The organism is Brevibacillus brevis (assembly GCF_900637055.1).
GTDB lineage: Bacteria > Bacillota > Bacilli > Brevibacillales > Brevibacillaceae > Brevibacillus > Brevibacillus brevis.
This window is the reverse complement of record NZ_LR134338.1, coordinates 2,968,244-2,987,075: the sequence shown is the minus strand read 5'-3', so window position 1 is coordinate 2,987,075 and position 18,832 is coordinate 2,968,244. Positions and strand designations below refer to the sequence as shown.

At 44.8% G+C, this 18,832-nt stretch carries 18 protein-coding genes; 5 read left to right on the top strand and 13 right to left on the bottom strand.

The annotated features are described in order from the left end of the window. Positions 1 to 8 precede the first annotated feature (8 nt). Positions 9 to 1,460, bottom strand: coding sequence for a SulP family inorganic anion transporter (locus EL268_RS14530; RefSeq protein WP_373863416.1), 1,452 nt, complete (start codon positions 1,458 to 1,460; stop codon positions 9 to 11). Between the two features lie 172 nt (positions 1,461 to 1,632). Here EL268_RS14530 and EL268_RS14525 point away from each other — a divergent pair, with 172 nt between their 5' ends. From EL268_RS14525 to EL268_RS14515, 3 genes are all read left to right on the top strand, one after another. Then, positions 1,633 to 2,175: a recombinase family protein gene (locus EL268_RS14525; protein WP_106655376.1), complete on the top strand. Its 543-nt coding sequence runs from the start codon at positions 1,633 to 1,635 to the stop codon at positions 2,173 to 2,175. A gap of 26 nt (positions 2,176 to 2,201) precedes the next feature. Then, positions 2,202 to 3,521 (top strand): MFS transporter, encoded by a 1,320-nt coding sequence (locus tag EL268_RS14520; protein WP_106655377.1) that lies wholly within the window; start codon positions 2,202 to 2,204, stop codon positions 3,519 to 3,521. Positions 3,522 to 3,849: 328 nt separating this feature from the next. Continuing rightward, positions 3,850 to 4,293 (top strand): hypothetical protein, encoded by a 444-nt coding sequence (locus EL268_RS14515; protein ID WP_106655378.1) that lies wholly within the window; start codon positions 3,850 to 3,852, stop codon positions 4,291 to 4,293. 1,018 nt (positions 4,294 to 5,311) lie between these two features. On the opposite strand, the gene EL268_RS14510 is transcribed toward EL268_RS14515, so the two are convergent. From EL268_RS14510 to EL268_RS14470, 9 genes are all read right to left on the bottom strand, one after another. Further along, positions 5,312 to 6,001, bottom strand: coding sequence for a DUF4241 domain-containing protein (locus EL268_RS14510; protein ID WP_106655379.1), 690 nt, complete (start codon positions 5,999 to 6,001; stop codon positions 5,312 to 5,314). 80 nt (positions 6,002 to 6,081) lie between these two features. Beyond that, positions 6,082 to 6,789 (bottom strand): purine-nucleoside phosphorylase, encoded by a 708-nt coding sequence (gene deoD, locus EL268_RS14505; protein WP_106655380.1) that lies wholly within the window; start codon positions 6,787 to 6,789, stop codon positions 6,082 to 6,084. 183 nt (positions 6,790 to 6,972) lie between these two features. Further along, a complete protein-coding gene (locus EL268_RS14500) occupies positions 6,973 to 7,728 on the bottom strand; it encodes a glycosyltransferase family 2 protein (protein ID WP_106655381.1) in 756 nt (251 codons plus the stop codon). Then, positions 7,688 to 8,563, bottom strand: a complete 876-nt coding sequence (locus EL268_RS14495) for a glycosyltransferase (protein ID WP_106655382.1) — start codon at positions 8,561 to 8,563, stop codon at positions 7,688 to 7,690. The genes EL268_RS14500 and EL268_RS14495 overlap by 41 nt, the downstream gene beginning before the upstream one ends. A 188-nt stretch (positions 8,564 to 8,751) precedes the next feature. Continuing rightward, positions 8,752 to 9,972: a D-alanyl-D-alanine carboxypeptidase family protein gene (locus tag EL268_RS14490; RefSeq protein ID WP_106655383.1), complete on the bottom strand. Its 1,221-nt coding sequence runs from the start codon at positions 9,970 to 9,972 to the stop codon at positions 8,752 to 8,754. A gap of 47 nt (positions 9,973 to 10,019) precedes the next feature. Further along, on the bottom strand, positions 10,020 to 10,835 hold the full coding sequence (locus EL268_RS14485) for a GTP pyrophosphokinase (protein ID WP_106655384.1): 816 nt from the start codon (positions 10,833 to 10,835) through the stop codon (positions 10,020 to 10,022). Positions 10,836 to 10,849: 14 nt separating this feature from the next. Then, the gene (locus EL268_RS14480) at positions 10,850 to 11,725 is read right to left on the bottom strand and encodes a M23 family metallopeptidase (RefSeq protein WP_106655385.1); all 876 of its coding nucleotides are present in this window, start codon (positions 11,723 to 11,725) and stop codon (positions 10,850 to 10,852) included. Between the two features lie 104 nt (positions 11,726 to 11,829). Beyond that, positions 11,830 to 12,087 (bottom strand): hypothetical protein, encoded by a 258-nt coding sequence (locus tag EL268_RS14475; RefSeq protein ID WP_047067209.1) that lies wholly within the window; start codon positions 12,085 to 12,087, stop codon positions 11,830 to 11,832. Between the two features lie 187 nt (positions 12,088 to 12,274). Further along, positions 12,275 to 12,481, bottom strand: a complete 207-nt coding sequence (locus tag EL268_RS14470; protein WP_106655386.1) for an alpha/beta-type small acid-soluble spore protein — start codon at positions 12,479 to 12,481, stop codon at positions 12,275 to 12,277. A gap of 249 nt (positions 12,482 to 12,730) precedes the next feature. Here EL268_RS14470 and EL268_RS14465 point away from each other — a divergent pair, with 249 nt between their 5' ends. Further along, positions 12,731 to 13,609, top strand: coding sequence for a 5'-3' exonuclease (locus EL268_RS14465; protein ID WP_106655387.1), 879 nt, complete (start codon positions 12,731 to 12,733; stop codon positions 13,607 to 13,609). A gap of 61 nt (positions 13,610 to 13,670) precedes the next feature. Here the strand turns inward: EL268_RS14465 and EL268_RS14460 are convergent, their stop codons facing one another. The 3 genes from EL268_RS14460 to EL268_RS14450 form a co-directional block, all read right to left on the bottom strand. Further along, entirely contained in the window at positions 13,671 to 13,970 is a 300-nt protein-coding gene (locus tag EL268_RS14460; protein ID WP_106655388.1) for a MarR family transcriptional regulator, read from the bottom strand. Positions 13,971 to 14,127: 157 nt separating this feature from the next. After that, positions 14,128 to 15,846, bottom strand: coding sequence for a hypothetical protein (locus EL268_RS14455; protein ID WP_106655389.1), 1,719 nt, complete (start codon positions 15,844 to 15,846; stop codon positions 14,128 to 14,130). 12 nt (positions 15,847 to 15,858) lie between these two features. After that, a complete protein-coding gene (locus EL268_RS14450) occupies positions 15,859 to 17,160 on the bottom strand; it encodes an AAA family ATPase (protein ID WP_106655487.1) in 1,302 nt (433 codons plus the stop codon). A 234-nt stretch (positions 17,161 to 17,394) separates the two neighbouring features. On the opposite strand from EL268_RS14450, the gene EL268_RS14445 reads away from it, so the two are divergent. Next, on the top strand, positions 17,395 to 18,789 hold the full coding sequence (locus EL268_RS14445) for a hypothetical protein (protein WP_106655390.1): 1,395 nt from the start codon (positions 17,395 to 17,397) through the stop codon (positions 18,787 to 18,789). Positions 18,790 to 18,832 lie beyond the last annotated feature (43 nt).

The following is an 18,832-nucleotide window of genomic DNA, read 5'->3' as shown; positions in this document are numbered from 1 at the left end:
CCCTTTTATTAATGTGTTTTTAGTTGGGCATTTTTATCGTGATAGATGGCTAACTTATCTATTAATTTCTTACTGGAAGCATTTAGTCCTGTGATCCTTACATGATTATTATTGTCACGATACTTGATGACCACTTTATCTACCGCACCAACCGCTGAATCGTCCCAAATATGTGCTTGAGAGAAATCAATAACGATTTCTTTTTCAGCAATAGTAAAGTCGAACTGGTTGACAAAACCCTCCACAGAAGCAAAAAACAATTGACCTGTTACATCAAAGATAATCTCTTCGTTCGCCTGGCGTTTTTTAACCTCCAGCTTTGAGATCTTGGCAACAAAAAAGATCGCGCTAAGAATGACACCAGCAATAACTCCTTTAGAAAGGTCATGCGTTGCCACCACAATAATTACAGTAGTCAACATGACAATGGAATCAGACTTTGGAGCTTTACGCAAATAGGAGAACGATGACCAATCAAATGTGCCAATGGAAACCATAATCATAATCCCAACCAGCACAGGCATTGGTATCTGCACAACCAATCCACCCAAGACCATTATGAGAAATAATAAGAATAGTCCTGCAATCAAAGTGGATAATCTGCCTCGTCCGCCTGATTTGACATTGATCACAGACTGGCCAATCATGGCACATCCAGCCATTCCACCAAAGAAGCCGGTAATAATATTTGCGATCCCTTGACCTCTGGATTCTCGATTTTTATTGCTATCGGTCCCTGTCATATCATCAACAATGGAGGATGTTAGCAACGATTCTAATAGTCCGACAATGGCTAAAGCAATGGAATAGGGAAAAATGATTTGTAACGTTTCTAAATTAAATGGAACGTCTGGTATAAAAAAGGAAGGCAATGTTTGCGTGATTTTACCTAGATCGCCAACCGTCCTTAAATCGTATTGTCCCCAAATGAAGGCGGCAGTTAACACAATAATTGCAATTAAAGGGGCTGGTATCGCTTTGAAAAATCTAGGTACAACATATACAATGATTAAAGTAATGGCAACAAAAACATAAGTCAAAGTCGATATCCCTACAAAATGAGGAACCTGCGCCATGAATATCAGGATAGCCAAGGCGTTAACAAATCCAATCATGACAGCTCTGGGGATAAATTTCATCAGTTTTGCAATCTTGCAAACTCCAAAAATAAGTTGAATGACTCCTGTGAGTATAGTGGCAGCCAATAAATATTGTAAACCATGTTCCTTAACGAGTGGTACCATAAGAAGAGCCATTGCACCCGTTGCAGCAGAAATCATACCTGGACGACCGCCAACAAATGCGATAATGACAGCAATACAAAAAGATGCATACAGGCCGACCATGGGATCAACACCAGCAATTATTGAAAAGGCAATTGCTTCCGGAATAAGGGCTAAAGCGACAACAATCCCTGCAAGTACATCCCCCCTAACATTGGAAAACCATTCTCGTTTCATTTGTTCTAGCACGGTTACTCTCACTCCTTATCTTTTTATCTTAGACTTTTATCAAAGCCTTTTTCGTTGAGCAGATTCATTTTATCATCGAACGAACCAAAAAGGAACCTTTTTGGTACTGATTTTGCGATATGCTTCAAAATAATAAGTGGACAGTCAGGAAGTGAAGGTAATGTTAATTGGTTACATAAGACCAAACGAAGAGGATAAAGAGTGTAAAAACCAAATTCAGCTACTGTCTGATTTAAACTGTGATCAGTTATTCATCGAGGAGCATTCTTCTCCCAAAAAAAGAGTCGTACTTAAAAAAATGATGGGTACACTTCAGCAAGGTGATACGATTGTTGTTGCCAAATTATTTTCATTTGCTGATTCTACCCGCCATCTTGCCGAGTTGTTAAATCAGATAAGTGATAAACAAGCCTTTCTTTTATCTGTTGAAGAAGGGATTGACACACGAAATTCTACAGGTTATTCCTTTCAGGATTGCGTGAATTTTTTGCTTCGTTTTCAAAGCGATGCCATTAGTGAAAATACGAAAAAAGGTTTATATGAAGCTAAGCAAAAGGGGATAAAAGCTGGCCGTCCTCGCAAGCCCGATGAGAATGTAACCCGTGCAATTAGTATGTATCAAAGCCAAAAATATAGTCTCGCCCAAATCAAAGAAGAAACAGGAATCAGCAAAACAACATTATACCGATACTTGGAGAGCTGATAAGTCCTATAGGGGAGTGAGCAGTCTTGAAAAGTAAAATCGCAGTATTGGTTAGTATGATGTTGGCGTTGTTAATGGCTTCGTTGGATACAACAATAATGAATACGACAATGCCACTTATCGCGAAAAGCCTTGGTGGCTTTGATCTTTTTGCATGGCCGTTTGCTACGTATATGATCGCGACCACCGTACTTGCTCCAGTAGCAGGTCGATTATCTGACCTGTATGGTAGAAAACAGGTTTTTGCTTCTGGCATGATCGTATTTTTAATTGGTTCTTTATTATGCGGTCTGTCACAAACCATGATACAGCTTGTCATTTTCCGTGGGATTCAAGGAATCGGTGCCGGCTTCATGATGCCGTTCCCGGCCATTATTGCAGGTGACCTCTTTTCAGTTGAAAAACGCGGAAAAATTCAAGCGATAGGTACATCCATGTGGGGCTTGTCAGCAGTCATCGCTCCATTGCTGGGTGCATTCTTTGTTGAGCATTCGACATGGAGATGGATTTTCTTTGTGAATATACCTATCGCGCTTCTTGCTTTGGTAGCATTGCTACCTTATCGGGAGGAGTATACTCCCAAGAAAGCACAGATCGATTATATAGGTACGCTCTTGTTTACCACCGGCGTTACCTTGTTGCTTTTGGTAACTGTTGTTGATCGGAATCCATTCGTTTATGGACTTGCTGGTGCATTGTTTGTCATCTGCTTTTATTTTTTCGAAAAGAGGCAATCATCGTCACTGATTCCCTTTTCCATATTTCGGGACAAGACTCTTCGATGGATGAATATAAACGGTTTTCTTGGCTGGGCTGCTTTGTTTGGGGCAGCAAGCTATATTCCGTTATTCCTGCAAAATATGGCTCATCTCACCATCTTTACAAGTGGGATCGTCCTGCTTGGAACAGCGATCGGTTGGATAACCGCCTCTGTTCCGACAGGAACGTGGATTTTGAAATATGGCTATCGACCGTTGTTTATTATTGGAAATGCACTATTAGCCTTTTCTGGGGTCTTGCTGGCTTTATTACATGAAGAGAGCGGATTTTGGTACGTATTTATCGTGATGATTATTCAAGGTCTAGCTTTTGGAATGTTGTCTACAACAGGTGTGATTGGAGCTCAACAGCTTGTTCAAGCACATGAAAAAGGGATTTCCACATCATTTATGATGTTTTCTCGCAACATAGGCACAGCAATTGGTGTAACCATTATGGGGGCTTTTTTGAGCAAATCAGAGGATTTTATGAGTGGTATGTACCAGTTATTTTTGTATGGGCTAATGGGAAGCTTGCTGGCTTTCGTAACCTCTTTCTTCATAAAAGATAGACAATCAGTAAAGTGAAGAAGATATCAGGTTGGGATTCATGGAATTAAATTTAGAAGCAACATAAATAATCAAGCCATAAATTATGTTTTTTGATTTGAGCATAGCTTTTACAAAACAGTAAACTTAGAACGAAATTATGTAACCTTTGATTAAGTCTTTACCTATATCTAAGGCAGCCTAAACTCCGCTGCCTTTTTCCATTTTGGGGATATGGTTTGTACCGAAATCAATTACGATTTTTCGTTTAATTTGCGTTAGAGCACCAATAAAAATGATATCAATATACTAATACATACTCTGTTTGGAAAGGATGAATAGAAGGTATGTAATCAGGAGTGATATCATGCATTATACATTAGCAACAATTCTTGAGCCTATCCAGATTGAAAATATGGGGGAATACACGATTAAATATGATGACCTCAATTTTTACTCAGTCTGGTACGAGGACCACTGTTTGTTGGAGAATAATACACTGAATGTTGCAAAAGAGTTCTGCAAGGCAAGACTCAATCGGGATGGTAAAATCGTTTTTGTTTTTAACACGTACTTCTTAAGTATTAGGGGAGAGACCTGCTCAAAATACGCGAATGAAAACCGTTGGCATAGAAGATACCATTTTCCTTGGCTTGGTTTTTATCCGATACCTCAAAAGATCGAAAGGGGAACGTTTCTTTATGAAATTCTCATCGATGAGTTTATTGAAGCAGAAAAAAAGAGAAGGATTTCAATTGTTTATAAGTCTTACTTCACTCAGAAAGAGCGTGAAAGGTTTAACAGAATTTAATTACTATGAAAAAGCCAAAAATACCTAACTACATTTCAGTTCATGAAATGGAAGTTTTATGAACTGAAATGAAAAAACACAAAAACTCACGCTAACGTTTTTATTATAGTACTGTATGGATTGAATTAGCGTTGTAAAGGTATATTCTGGTGCCGTAATTATAGATAACTTCATTATGCAGTTGCTCGTGTTATAAAAAACTGTGACACAAACAAGTATACTAAAAATCTTAATTTAGTGTACTTGTTTGTGTCACAGTAACTGCAAAGAAGTGTTAGTATACATGTTTGTGTCACTTTGGTATACATGTTTGTGTCACTAGACAAGACAAAATCCCATTATATTTGCACCTAGCCGATTTCTGCTCTTTTTATCAGTTTACATAATATATATTATCGGACTCAAAATGAAATGCATAATTTCTAAGAGGGGTACTCACCTGTTTTATAAGCCATGTGTCACAAACCCGTTCGTATATGGATCTAATTGAAAGATGATGCCAAATAAATAGCATTTTCCCATCTGTTGGTCCCATATGACATACATGCATGTGCCGAAACACGCTCTCATAAAAACCTTATTAGTAATAAGGAGCTTTTCCAGTATGTTTGTCAGCTTCACAGTAAGACATTAACAGCAGCAACCAAACTGCTGTCTGAACCATCACTCAAACATTTATCAACTATCTACATAAACTGCTTAAATTTCATTAGAATAAAAAAATTCATTTTAAATAAAAAACAGCATTTACATTTATTGTAAATTCATTTATAGTATAATTAAGATCACTATAACTAAAAACGCCCGGAGGTCCCCAAATGACCAAAGTAATCCCAAAATCCAAAGCGATCACCACTACACCGAAAAAAAGATCGTACGAAAATACCTTGAACAACTTGGCGCAATATCTCGAACGAAATAAGAAAAAATAACCAATAGAAAAAGAGTGCCACGGAGGCACTCTACTTTGGCGTCTATAAGCTTTTCTTCTCTCTTCCTTCCCCTTTTACCCCAACCTCTATTCTTCAGCCGTTCCCATCCAATCCAACAAGTAAAAATCTGTTACCAAACGTGCGATTTGTCCCTCGGCATCATAACCGATATAGCTCGCGTAGCTGCCGTCTCCCCATCCTGTTGAAAACATGGCAGCATTACAGCCTTCCGCTAAATCTATTAGACCCCAACTACGCGTGTGCTTATACGTTTGGTCCATTTTCTTCGTCAACGTCTCAAAGAACATCTCGTCCTTCTCCATTTCTCGTTCCAAAAGCGCGCAAGCTTCTGTATCCATGAACGAGCCTGTACCCGCATCCACACCGTAGCCAAAAAATTCACCTTCGCCAAGCTGTGACACATCTGACTCCGGCCAAACAGCCATTTCCCAAGACACGACAGGTTTATCCGAGAAGGCAATCCGTGCCAATGCTACCCGTTCGTCTGGCTCCAGAGAGTCATCTGTTTGGTTTTCCTTTGACAGGGATTGAACTTGCGCGATTGCGAGCTGTACGGGGAAGCTACCCTTAGGGAAAATCTCTGTAAACGGTTCCGTCTCAAACATGACAAACGGATCATTCGCCACGATTTTTCCTGTTTTCACCTGAAGCTTGCCCACATCTTGGCGGAACAACCGATAGAAATAGCCCTCTTGCTCTATCGTATACCCTTCGTCAAATGCCGTTTCAAAAAAGGCAGGGCAGTTATGAATCATGATTTCATCCCCTTTTTCCATTCTCTACATAAAATCCCACTGACGATAGTTTGCCAGTGGGATGTCGTCTGCATGCTAATTTACTTGATCAGAGCTGCGTCCAGCGCCACTTCAATCATTTCATTGAAGGTCGTTTGGCGTTCGTCAGCGGAAGTTTCTTCACCGGTCAGGATGTGATCGCTTACGGTGAGGATAGACAATGCGTTGCGTTTGTATTTTGCAGCCAATGTGTACAGTGCGGAGGATTCCATTTCAACAGCAAGCACTTGATAGGAAGCCAATTTTTTGTACAAATCCAAGTTCTCGCGATAGAAGCTGTCGCTCGTAAAGATATTGCCCACTTTGACAGACAGATTGCGCTCTGTCGCTGCTTGATACGCTTTGTGCAGCAAATCAAAGTTAGCAGTAGGAGCAAAATCAACCTGATTGAGCAGGAGACGATTCGTTTGGGAATCGGATGATGCAGCCATACCAATAATCACGTCACGTACTTTGATGTCTTCCTGGATCGCGCCGCAAGTGCCTACGCGGATCAGGTTTTGAACGCCATAAGATTGCATAAGTTCATTGACGTAGATCGAGATAGAAGGAACTCCCATGCCCGTTCCTTGTACAGAAACGCGCTTACCTTTGTATGTACCTGTGAAGCCGAGCATGCCACGCACGTTGTTGTAGCACTCTGCTCCTTCGAGGAAAGTTTCAGCAATGTATTTGGCCCGTAGCGGATCGCCCGGCAGCAGGATGGTTTCAGCAATTTGACCTTGCTGTGCTCCAATATGAATACTCATAATCTGTTTGCTCCTTTATCAGAAAAAAATGACCTACTTGCCTATCGTACTACAAAAACCGAACAATGCAAAGTCAAGAGATCAAATGATTCCAGCGGCTTATGATTGCTCATTTGCGTGAGACTTTTGAAAATAACGAATAAGCGATACCCACAGACGGCATCGCCTCAACAACGGTTTCATTCATTTGAGGGACATCACATAGTCCATCGCTTCCAGGTGATCTCCCAGGATCGTCTGGTTAACGCTCGGTTTATTCTTTCTCTGTGTCGCTCTTTTTCTCGTAAGCTTTGCTGATGCAATGTAATGAGATGGCACGACTCGCAATTGATTGTGTAGAGCAATGGCGTGCGCAACTGCAGGTACGACCAAATGTTGAACGCCAATGATAGAGGCAGCTTGTCGCGTCATAGCAAAAGGCAAATCGTACATCGAGGAAGTCCCTAGTTCATGTCGTGAAACCAAGGTATTGAGAAATGTCTTCGCTAGCAAAATGGTATCCGGTTCCATTGATGGTCGTCGAAGTGATGTCATGCGCTTTCTCAAAGCGATGTCTGCTCCCCGGTAACACGTTCTGACAAAGGACTGCATATCATTTGCAGCTACGACGTGATCCGCATCGAGAAACAGCCACACATCTCCTGCGGCCTCCTTGGCACCAATTGCTCTCCATACATCATTCCCTAAAGGAAACGGGTAAACAAACGCTGTGAGTGGGCAGGAGGAATATGTGAGTATCTTTTTCACCGATTGATCCGGGCAGCCATCCACAACGAGTACGATTTCCATGGGCCGGAGCTTCTCAATTTGTTTGAGTACTTTTTTGATCGTCCGCTCGTGGTGGTGAACGGAGAGGATGACACTTAATCGATTTAAGTTCTGGCATTTTTCTTTGCCATTAATGTTCTCTTCTTTGCTTTTTTTTGTGGGATCTCGCATATTTCGCTTTGCGTTTGCCACCCCATCCACCACCCTCCTTAACGCGCGATTCTAGATGAATGACCGAGCGCAAATGCAAAACGTTCGATGAATGCACCAAGTCGCGGTGTCGTTGTCCATCCTGCTCTGCGCGTCGCAGCTTCGTTCCACCCGTTAGTAATTGGATTGCCTTTGCATGCTCACGATAAATCGTACGGATGTCTTTTCGCACGATATCACGAGTGCCAGTTGCTTGTTTTTCCGGGGCAAACGGAGCGATTGTCGTCATTTTGAGCCCCAAGACTGACGCATGAACCAAAGCAACTGCCGGATTGATTAAAGTCTTGGAACCAATTGCCTCCAGAGCATATCGACTCAAGGCAAAGGGTATGTTTTCAAAGGAAGCGGAGCCCATGCTTTTTTGACCAAGAAGATGGTTCAGCAAGCAATAGGCACTTCTTGGTGAACCTCCTCCTCTTCTTGATACCGAGCGGTTGGAGCATGTCGTGATAATGACATCCGATCCCTTTTTGACCAGCGTGACATATTTCTTCAAATATAAAAGAGGCATGGCGACGCGTTCGTCGATAAAAAGGACAACGTCTCCCCTCGCGTGAGCAGAGCCAATCGCTCTGGCCTCATGGCTGTCTACTTCCAAACCGGTTGAAATAACGAGGGCTCCCCATTCATTGGACAGGATAGCTTCTTTGGAGCTTACTCCGTTGCGTACGACAATTACTTCCGTGTCTCGATCTATTCTTTTGGCAATAGAGAGCAGTTTCTTCATATTCCTGGCGTTGTCACTCATTGGGATGATGACGGACACGGCAGGGCGATCATAGATTCGGTTGTCCATCTCAATCCCCCTCACCAGAGATAAGTGATTACTCTAATGTACGCTCGTTTTTCACGATTGGACACGGCATCTATCCATCATAACTCAACAAGAGATGACCTGCTTGGAACACTGGTTTTCCCATGCGCTTTCACAAAAAAAACAGGACGCGCATATTGCCACGTCCTGTTTTGACTCTCATTTTTGTATTAGTAGAACCGCCGTTGAAGGTTTCGCTCACGAATTCGTTTATTCCTCTGTGCACGGGAAAACGTATACACGATTAAGAAAAGGTTCATTCCTAACCAGACGATTAAGACGCTATAACGGGCCAGAGGATGTGTGTTGCCACTTTCTGAATCCCCAAATACAGAAGCAGGAGCTGGAGCAGGCGGATCATGACGAAGCAACGGATAAGAGACGGTTAGGTTGCCAGCCTGAACAGACAGGTTCCCATCTGCTTTTAACTTTACCAAAGGCTCCACACCTTTGGGAACCGTCGCATACAAGTCCGCCTTGGCTGTAAAAGTCACAACGGAGTTATTGCCAGGAACAGCTACTTCTGAAAAAGCATCTCCTTTTTTGGCGATTGGTTTTGTCTCAAATCCTTGAAAGCCAAAGTCCAGTAGCTTTTTCACATCTTTGTATGCATTTGCACTAGTAGAGGCCTTCATCGTGACAGCGATGAGCTCCATTTCTCCACGCTTGGCGGAGCCTACCAGCGTATGCATTGCCTGATCAGTGAAACCGTTTTTCATGCCTGTCGCCCCTTCGTAATCGCGCAGGAGCTTGTTGTGATTCACTAACACTGTTTCCCACGTTTGTCCATGCCAAGGCAGCCGCTTCGTACCGACAATCTCCCTGAAAACGGGGTTTTTCATCGCGTACTGCGAAATTTTGGCCATGTCAGTGACAGTCGTGTAATGATTTGGATCATGCAGTCCGTGTGGATTGCTAAAATTCGTTTCGGTGACACCTACTTTTTCTTTCAAATAGGCGTTCAAATCCACTGCAAAACGCTCTGTCGTCTGGCTCATATGCTCCGCAATCGCTGTACCAGCGTCGTTGCCAGAATTCATGAGCAGTCCGTACAACAAATTGCGTAGGGAAATCTGTTCTCCCTCTTCCAAATAGACACGTGTTCCTTCTTCACGGCGTGCTTTTTTTGAGACGGTGACAGTGTCATCCAGATTCCCTTTTTCTATCGCGTAAATACCTGTTGCGATTTTTGTAATACTAGCAGGGTACAGCTTCTCATGAGGGTTCTTTTCAAACAAGACTTGTCCCGTTGTAGCATCAATCAGAATGGCTGATTGTCCAGTGAGAGTAGTAGGCTCCAGGCTTGATGACTCCTCGGCAAAAGCGAAAGGCATGCCAAGGTTGAACAAAACCATCACCACAACGAGTAGGTTCGTTAGTAAAAAGCGCATGTTAGTCTATATCCTTTCCTACTTTGTCGCGTTTTTTTCAGGAGACGTTATTTCAACCGGATCCCCAACAAATCGTGAATCATTTTAAACTTTGGATTGTCCGCAAAAGCCTCTTCGAAACCACTGACATGTTCCCTGTACAAGGCTGCGGCCGAATCCAAATCCTGCTTGACGTACAAGGAAAATATTTCTTCCAATTTTTCTTCCAGTGTCGTATCAACTTCTGCTGGTGTGAGAATTTCTTGACGCAAATTGTTCATCAGCACGTCGAGCTGATGCGTGATCACGGACGCTTCATGAAGCTGCTCCAACACGTCTGTCGGAATGTTGCCCGCATACTTGTATCGCAGTTCGTGTTCATTCGTCGCCCAGAAGTTCATGCCCAATGTACGGATTTGGATCTCACAAAAGAGTGTTTTCTTTTCGCTGCCGTGGTATACCGTATACGAAACAATCATGTGAATACTTCTGTAGCCGGAATCCTTTGGAGCTGCGATGTAGTCCTTGACATCGTGAATGACGATATCCTCCCGCTCCTGCAACAACTGCTGCACCTCGCGCACGTCGTCTACATAGCGGCATACAACTCGAAGACCCGCGATATCCTGGACTTCCTTGGCGACGTCACTTTGCCAATGATCTCCCAAAAAATCGATTCCTTTTTCATTCGCCTTCTTTACTAAACTGTCGACTTTTTTCACTCGTCCGACAACAAATTCAATAGGAGAATAGCGGCCGCTTTTTAGAAAGCCGTATTTAATTCCTTTTAGTTTTAACTTTAGCTCTTCAACTGCCTGTTCATACGGCGCCAAGAAATGAACCATGTTGTTGAGCACTTTGCTTGGCACGTTTGTGACTCTCATGAAGACACCTCCAATTACTTCCAGAGGAAAGGTGATGCATCAAAAAACGGCTGCGGATTCACATACGTATTTCCCACTAACATGCCGTAATGAAGGTGAGGACCTGTAGAAAAACCGGTGCTACCCATTTGTCCAATCACCTGTCCCTGTTTCACTTCTTGCCCTGTCTTGACATCTAGCTTGGACAAGTGAGCATATATCGAAAAAATATTTAACCCGTGATCGATGATGATGGTATTGCCTGTTAAGTATAACGAGTCGGCCAGAACCACTTTCCCATGGTTGCTCGCCCAAATTGGCGTTCCTGTTTTGTTCGCGATGTCAATCGCAGAGTGCCGGTTGGCTGGCACACCATTTACTACGCGTTGATAGCCGAATGGAGTCGTTAATTTTCCGACTGCTGGCTGTTTAAACGGCTCCAAGAAATACGGAATCGCTCTCGAGTTTGATCGGGCTGCATTGATCTTTTTTTGATCGGCATTGATTCGTTTCGTATCCTGTCGCATTTTGTTGAGCTGTTTACTTACCGTGAGCTTGTCTACTTCAAATTTTTTCGGTGCGATTGTCACAGTTACGGAAAGTTTTTTGTCAGCAGATGTAACTTTATAGGTCCCTGCTTTCGTGTTAAAAGGAATCGGGATGAACCGGGCATACTCATCTTGAGTCTTTTGCAAACGATAGTTCTGCGAGAATACCGTAACGGTTTGTGGCTCTTTACTGCGTACAAAAATAACGTCCCCAGGATATGTTTTGGCTGGTGTTACGCTGATTGCTGGTTGTTGTTTCGTTGTTTGGGCGTAAACCCCTTCTACTGTCTGGCTGAATATGCTTGTCCCAGAGACGAGCGTCAATGCTGTGACCAACATGAGACTAACCATTGATTTGAACATAGACATGCTCCCTCCCATTTTCTAGTATAACAAAACACACCCTGAAAGGAAAAAGAAAAAGAAGGCTAATGAGCTAGCCTTCTCCAATCATTCCAAATGTAATCTTACTGTTTCTTCGAATAATCCGACATCATTTCCATGATGGATTGCACGCCTGTCAGCATTTCGCTTGCACGTTTTGTTTTTTGCGAGATGCCTTCAAAATCAAGCACCCCTTTTTTTCGGTCGTTCCATCTTTTAAACAGCTCTTCAGCCATTCCCGGGTTGCTACGAACCGCTCTAATCCGCATGGAATCTTCGAGAACCCACGCTTCAAATTCGGGATGCTTTTTTAAAAGTTGCTTGATTTCTTTTTTCTTCATAGCCGGACGTCGCTCCTTTCCACTGGACAAACGAGGATAGTTAACTGTTCGTTACACCATATGACTAGTCCGCGATTGTGCTTGTGTGTTTGCACCACACAGGAAAGAAAAGGGCTTTTCATGGTAAACATAGAAAAGGCCCCTAAAAAGGGACCTCTCTTCATCCAGCTATTTACTTGTCAGTACGTTAAACTTGACGGCCTGCCATTTGTTGCTCAGCAAAGCTCACCAGACGCTTGGTAATTTCGCCACCAACAGAACCGTTTTGACGAGAAGTAGTGTCTGGGCCGAGATTTACACCGAATTCAGATGCAATCTCATACTTCAGTTGATCCAAAGCTTGGTTCGCTTGAGGAACTAGCAGGTTGTTGGTGCCACCTTGGTTGTTAGCCATGATTGATTCCTCCCGACGCGTTTTTTCTCCCGGGACGGGTTTGCACCGTCAGCGTTTGCTTCTCGCCTTGAGACCGGAAGTTGATTTTCAAGAGGTGGTTGTTGACCTCTTGTGGTACTATCATCCCACCGCAACAAAAGTACATGCACGTTTTCTTTCGATATTTCAGTTGTAAAATCTGACAAGGTTGTCCCGCTCCTTTATGCTATAATGGTGCGTATAGTTTGGTAGTGAGAGGGGCAAAGTTTTGTGAGTGATTCAGGAAAAGTACTGCTCATCGATGGCATGAGCTTTTTATTTCGCGCCTTTTATGGTTCTGCTTGGGGTGGAGCCTATCGCCAGACTTCAACAGGTGTGTACACAAATGCGGTTTATGGATTTACAAAAATGATGCTCGATTACGCAGAGTTGACACGTCCTACTCATCTCGTGGTGGGCTGGGATGTCGCTTCGCGCGAGTCTTTGGTGCGCAGTCAATGGTATGACGGCTATAAATCAAATCGTCAAGCGGCACCGGATGAGCTCATTCCACAATTCGATTTGGTAAAAGAAGTAACGGATGCGTTCTCGGTTCCGAACTTGGGTTGCCCAGGCTATGAAGGCGATGATGTATTGGGTACGCTCTCCACACGTCTTTCCGAAGAAGGACACGAGGTCATCATTGCGACGGGTGATTACGATAGCTTGCAGCTCGTATCTGAGCGAGTTAGTGTTAAAATCCTGAAAAACGGTGGTAAACACGAGCATTATGATCCAGCGAGCCTCTTGGCGTTGCGTGGAATTTCACCTGAACAGGTCGTTGACGTCAAAGCTTTAATGGGAGATGCATCTGACTGTATTCCAGGCTGCCCAGGTATCGGCGAGAAAACAGCGACAAAACTGATTACCGAGCATGGTGATCTGGACAACCTATATGTAAATCTGGCAAGCTGTACGCCCAAAATGCGCAGCAAGCTGGAAACGAATCGCGATCAGGTGTACTTGAGCAGAAAGCTGGCTACGATTATTCGGGATGTTCCGGTGGAGTATGAACTGGAGGATGCCGTGTGGGAATACGATCGTCAACTCGTTCAGAGCAAATTCGACGAGCTTGAATTCGGACGTACGATGGCAGCAAGAGTTGGTTAATTGGGGTCATGATTATCGGCTGAGAGGAAGCGGTCTATCCACTTTTTTTCAGCCGATTCCTTTAGGCACTGCATAATCGCTCCGTCAGTGAAACCCACACGATTCGACGATCCGTTCGGTCTCGGAATCTTCGTACCAAATTTTCCTCCTCCAGCCTACTAATTAAGCCGGAAGTTGTGCTGTTTGACAAATCAACAGCCTTGCTAATATCCCCCATTGTTTTTGGTCCGTTTCCCAGAAATTCGAGAATCAATACTTGTTGCCAATTAAGTTCATTTGTCGCTAGTTCTTTTTGTGCAATATTTGAAAACAAGACATTGGCTCCCCGGATAAGCTTGGCCAGCTTGATCAGTTCCTTCATGGTGTCCTCCTTTTACCATTTTCCTTTTGTTAGCTACGCTCAGCGTAGACGAAACTATTAAAGAAAAAAGTGGGTAAGAGTTAAATTTTTTCTTAAGCTTCCTAAAAAAATCCCGTCCCACGAGAGGAGACGAGATTTGGAATTGACGTCGAATCACTTATTTGGCTGTTTGAAATACATCCAAGAGCAGCCCTGTGTTCTCCTCCCCATCCGCTTCCCAGCTCGTCGCAAATTTGACGCGGTGAGAAACGCCCAGCAAATCATACGCTTGTACGAGATGCTGCCTCGCAGAACCCACAATCAAGCTGTGCAAGCGAACTTGTTTATACTGGCCCAAAGAGATGAGTTTTTCTTGGACATAAGGAGATATGCCCCCAATTCCATCCGTTACCATGACAAAATCTGCACCGCGCCACGCTTGTTCTTTTTCAACCAGCGCGATGGCTCGTTTCATTGGGGCATCGAAGTGAGTCCCTCCACCAAACGCCATTTGCGCCAAGCCGTAAAAGGCAGGCCAATCTGGCTTTTTGTAGTAGAGCGGTTGTTCTCTGATCTCGCCTTTTGCCCCGAACAAGAGGAGGATAAAATCACGCTTTTCCAGCATCGAGAGGGCGGCAAACGTCATAATGAAAATTTGCGCAAGCCGCAGCTTACTTCCGCGCATCGAATGGGATGTGTCGAGCATGCAGATCACCGGACCTTTTGGTGGTTCTTCTACCCATCCGGATGTATCGTAGGTCATGAGCTTTTGCTCCAGCCATTTGAGCATGAAGTAGTTCTCGAAGTCCGGATCAGCGAGAAGCACGGCTTCACCTGGCAGCATGCGTGCAATATCGCCTGATTGCCGCAAATCATAGTATTCCTCTGGAAAATGTCTGGAGCGAATTTCTTTGCGCTTCACACGGAAGCGATGGACTTGCCTGCCTACCTCGTTCAGAAAAGCGACCAGGTCAGGATGTCGCTTCAATTTCTCAATCCATTTTAAATACTGCTCAAAGCTTTGCCTGCGCAGCTTACCAAGCTCATGACCCCAGCTTCGGTTCGCAAAACGCTGACTGGCCGTAAATACTTCTTCAACAAAAAGCGTATCGAGTTCTTCAGTGGATAGGGTCACCTTTAACGATTGCTCCAGCCATTGTCCCAGCTCTTTTTCAAAAGCGGCGATCGCTTCCTTCTCTTGCTTTTGCAGTCGATCCAGCTGCTTTTCGCGCTGAGAGAGCTCACCCTCCAATTTTTTCACCTTTTGCAGCAGTTTGGTCCGTTTCGTGAACTGAACTTTCATTTCTTCTTGCAGCTCAGTAATGCGATTTTGCAAGGACAGTACCTCTGCCCGTATTAACGGTTTGGTGTCCATGGCCTCTTGCTTGTCTTCCACGACCCGCTTCCCCTGCTGAAGCGTATAACCGACTAACTCGAGCTTGGCCTTTTGTTTTTCTGTCAGCAGCTCGGAAAGCTGTGCTTGTTGGCTTCCTTCCTGGCCTTGCTGGTCTTTCAAGCCAGTTAAAAGCGGAGAAAGCCGTTGATCCTTCTCCCGCTGCTTCACTTCCTCAGAAAACGTCTCTGTCAGCCACAGCAAGGCCTTGATCGCGGTTTTGAACGACGCACTTTCCTGCCCGACTGTACGAGGATGAATCATGCGTGTAAAATACTGCTTCATGAGCGTACGAATCATCCAATGATGAAAAGGAGTGGATTCTTGCGTCAGATCGATCTCCGGTTTTTCCAAATAAAAGACGAGGAAAAAATCGGCCAAGAGCTCCAAATCAAACCATGCTGCTCGTACCCGCGCCTCATGAACCCATTCCTGAGCGGTGCGCGAAGAGGCGAGATACGTTTCAAATACATAGCGATCAACACCGCTAGCGCGAATGATCATGCGAACTACCCCCTACAACGTAAAATCATAATCCGCCCCGGGGATTTCCTTGTCAAAAATCGTCCGATACGTGCGCTGTAGCTGCTGCAAAATCCGTTCGCCTTCAATTCGCAGGTACGAATACTTGACTGCGTATTTTTCTACATGGGGAATCAAGCGGTTTTTTTCCAGGACATAGGTATGCAGATCGTGCTCCCGCTTCTCCCATTGAATGAGACGATTGCGCAAGTCTCGCGCCGTCTCTTCTACCTCTTCGCGACTCTCCTCCAACAACCGGATATTGCGCTCCATCGCTTCCTTGCCCAGCTTTGCGCCCACTTCCTTTTTAAACTGGAACGCATGCAGCTCCGATTCTTTTTCCTTCCATTTATCCGCAATTTGTCCGAAGCGCTGGAGTGGTAATTCACTCTCCATATCATTCTTCAGCACTTCCGTAAATTGTTGTTCAAACGCTTCCTGCATGACCGTCAAGTCCTCAGGAAGATTCCACAGCATATGCGGAGTGAAAACCGTGTCCCAGATGGTCACCTGTTCACGTCCATGCAAGGCAGCAGAAGTACGCCATACATGCGCGATTTTGCTCCAGCGGCGGTCGGAGAGTACATACTCTTTTGCTTCCAGGTCTTGTTTTAGACGGTACAAGAAATAAATGATGATTTCTGGAATGACCACTTGCTTCGCTGCCGCTTGAATATCCTTCACGTCATACAGCGAGAACACAACAGGAAGAGGCGTCGTTGGCAAAGAAAACATGCGCTCATAGCTTGCAGCATGCTTCAAATAGTAAACCTCATAGCGGAACAGGAAGCGGTCATAGAGAGCAGTCAATTGATCATCGTCATCGGGAAGTTCATTCGATGCAGCGATTAAGAACTGCAACGGAACCTCCTCTTTTTCTCTGCCATTGAAATAAATTCGTTCGTTCAATATAGAAAGCAGCGCATTCAGAATCGCGCTGTTCGCTTTGAAAATTTCGTCCAAAAACGCAAACTGCGCGTTGGGCAAATAGCCTGTTGTTTTTCGTACGTATTGATCCAGCTTCAATTGCTGGAGAGAGACCGGACCGAATATCTCATCGGGCGTCGTAAAACGGGTAAGCAAATACTCGAACCAATGTTCCGATCCAAAAAGCTGAGAGACAGATCGTGCTAGCTGAGACTTGGCTGTTCCCGGCGGACCGATTAACAAAGCGTTTTCCCCGCTCATGATGCCGAGCATTAAAAGGCGAATCAATTCACTTCTTTCCAGGAAACGGCGCTCCAAAAGCTCAATTGCCTGGTCCATTTTACGTTGGATGGGTGTAGTCGAATTCATCGTAGTTGGCTGCACGACGGACTGGTTACGTACGTCGATGTGCCGATCCCCCTCTCTTGCTTGGAACCCAAATATTCGTCATTCATTAATAGTGGCATATCATGGACAAAAATGCCAGTTTTCCAGCCGATTCACTCGCTTGATCTAGGATGTGCGTTCACCCATGGCCTATTTTTCGCATATGTTGTGACATCCAGGTACTTTCATCGGAGTAACGAAAAAGGAGGGTGCGACATGGGAATCGAGCTTTTGTGGATACATGGTGTGTACGTCTTGTTCGTAATCGGCATTGTTCTCGTAATGGTTTTGCGAAAAGATACGAGTCTGATCAGTATCGTAGGCATAGCGGTCCTCGGTTTCGTAGCGACCGGATCTGTGACAACAGCTGTCGGCGGAATATTCGGCAGCTTCATCTATGCGATTACCGAGCTATTGCCGACGATATTAGTCATCTGCATCATCGTTGCCATGAGTCACGTTTTGACGGATACGGGCGTAAATGAAACGATGATTCGGCCGATGACCCATTTGGTTCGAAATCCCACATTGGCTTATTGGGTCATCGGGATTGTCATGATGGTCATTTCCTGGTTTTTCTGGCCTTCTCCAGCTGTCGCACTGATCGGTGCTGTCATGTTGCCCGTGGCATTGCGCGCTGGCCTGCCGGCGATGGGTGTCGCCGTTTCGATGAACTTGTTCGGACACGGGATTGCACTGTCCGGCGATTATATTATTCAAGGGGCTCCTACTTTAACAGCCAAAGCCGCAGGGATTCCTGTCTCGGACGTGATTTCGGCCAGTGTCCCCCTCGTTATTATTATGGGCGTCGTGACAACAGCAATCGCATTCTGGTATTTGAAAAAGGACATGAAGCTCGGCGTGCTTGCTTCCCCCAAAGAGACAGTCGTACCCGATGCTGTTTTTACTTCCACACGAGTCCCTTTGTCAGATGGCGTGCGTCGTACGTTGGCTGGACTTGTGCCGGTATTATTTATCCTCGATGTCGTGGCCATGTTTGCTTTTGATTTACGCGGAGGCGATGCAACGGCGCTCGTGGGCGGAACCGCCTTGCTTATTCTCATCATCGCAACAATGCTCGCGCACAAGCAAAGTGGTCTCGAGCAAGTTACAACACATCTCATTCAAGGCTTTCAGTTCGGGTTTAAAGTCTTTGGGCCAGTCATCCCGATTGCTGCTTTCTTTTATATGGGCGACAGTGGGTTTATTAAGGTGTTTGGGCAAGTGCTGCCGCAGGGTTCACACGGAATCGTGAACGACCTTGGCGTGGCGCTTGCACAGACGATTCCCATTAGCAAGGAAGTGGCTGCTCTTACTGTATCCGCAGTAGGTGTCATTACAGGGCTGGATGGCTCAGGCTTCTCCGGGATTACTCTAGCTGGCTCTTTGGCCCAACTGTTCGCAACTGCTTTGGGTGCTGGTGCGGCAACCTTGACAGCCCTCGGACAAATTGCTGCCATCTGGGTCGGCGGTGGAACGATTATTCCTTGGGCATTGATCCCTGCTGCCGCGATTTGCGGAGTAGACCCTTTTGAGCTGGCGAGACGCAATCTATATCCGGTGGCGATCGGACTTTTGGTGACGACAATCGTGGCGATGTTTCTTCTGTAAAACGTCGCTATTTATACGAAAAAGCGAATGGTCACGTGCCATT

Coding starts and splice junctions, on each gene's coding strand:
- EL268_RS14455 (WP_106655389.1), bottom strand. CDS start 15,846: ATGATCATTCGCGCTAGCGGTGTTGATCGCTATGTATTTGAAACGTAT.
- EL268_RS14450 (WP_106655487.1), bottom strand. CDS start 17,160: ATGAATTCGACTACACCCATCCAACGTAAAATGGACCAGGCAATTGAG.
- EL268_RS14530 (WP_373863416.1), bottom strand. CDS start 1,460: ATGAAACGAGAATGGTTTTCCAATGTTAGGGGGGATGTACTTGCAGGG.
- EL268_RS14480 (WP_106655385.1), bottom strand. CDS start 11,725: ATGTTCAAATCAATGGTTAGTCTCATGTTGGTCACAGCATTGACGCTC.
- EL268_RS14525 (WP_106655376.1), top strand. CDS start 1,633: ATGTTAATTGGTTACATAAGACCAAACGAAGAGGATAAAGAGTGTAAA.
- EL268_RS14495 (WP_106655382.1), bottom strand. CDS start 8,563: ATGGACAACCGAATCTATGATCGCCCTGCCGTGTCCGTCATCATCCCA.
- EL268_RS14475 (WP_047067209.1), bottom strand. CDS start 12,087: ATGAAGAAAAAAGAAATCAAGCAACTTTTAAAAAAGCATCCCGAATTT.
- EL268_RS14485 (WP_106655384.1), bottom strand. CDS start 10,835: ATGAGAGTCACAAACGTGCCAAGCAAAGTGCTCAACAACATGGTTCAT.
- EL268_RS14515 (WP_106655378.1), top strand. CDS start 3,850: ATGCATTATACATTAGCAACAATTCTTGAGCCTATCCAGATTGAAAAT.
- deoD (WP_106655380.1), bottom strand. CDS start 6,789: ATGAGTATTCATATTGGAGCACAGCAAGGTCAAATTGCTGAAACCATC.
- EL268_RS14510 (WP_106655379.1), bottom strand. CDS start 6,001: ATGATTCATAACTGCCCTGCCTTTTTTGAAACGGCATTTGACGAAGGG.
- EL268_RS14490 (WP_106655383.1), bottom strand. CDS start 9,972: ATGCGCTTTTTACTAACGAACCTACTCGTTGTGGTGATGGTTTTGTTC.
- EL268_RS14500 (WP_106655381.1), bottom strand. CDS start 7,728: ATGCGAGATCCCACAAAAAAAAGCAAAGAAGAGAACATTAATGGCAAA.
- EL268_RS14460 (WP_106655388.1), bottom strand. CDS start 13,970: ATGAAGGAACTGATCAAGCTGGCCAAGCTTATCCGGGGAGCCAATGTC.
- EL268_RS14445 (WP_106655390.1), top strand. CDS start 17,395: ATGGGAATCGAGCTTTTGTGGATACATGGTGTGTACGTCTTGTTCGTA.
- EL268_RS14470 (WP_106655386.1), bottom strand. CDS start 12,481: ATGGCTAACAACCAAGGTGGCACCAACAACCTGCTAGTTCCTCAAGCG.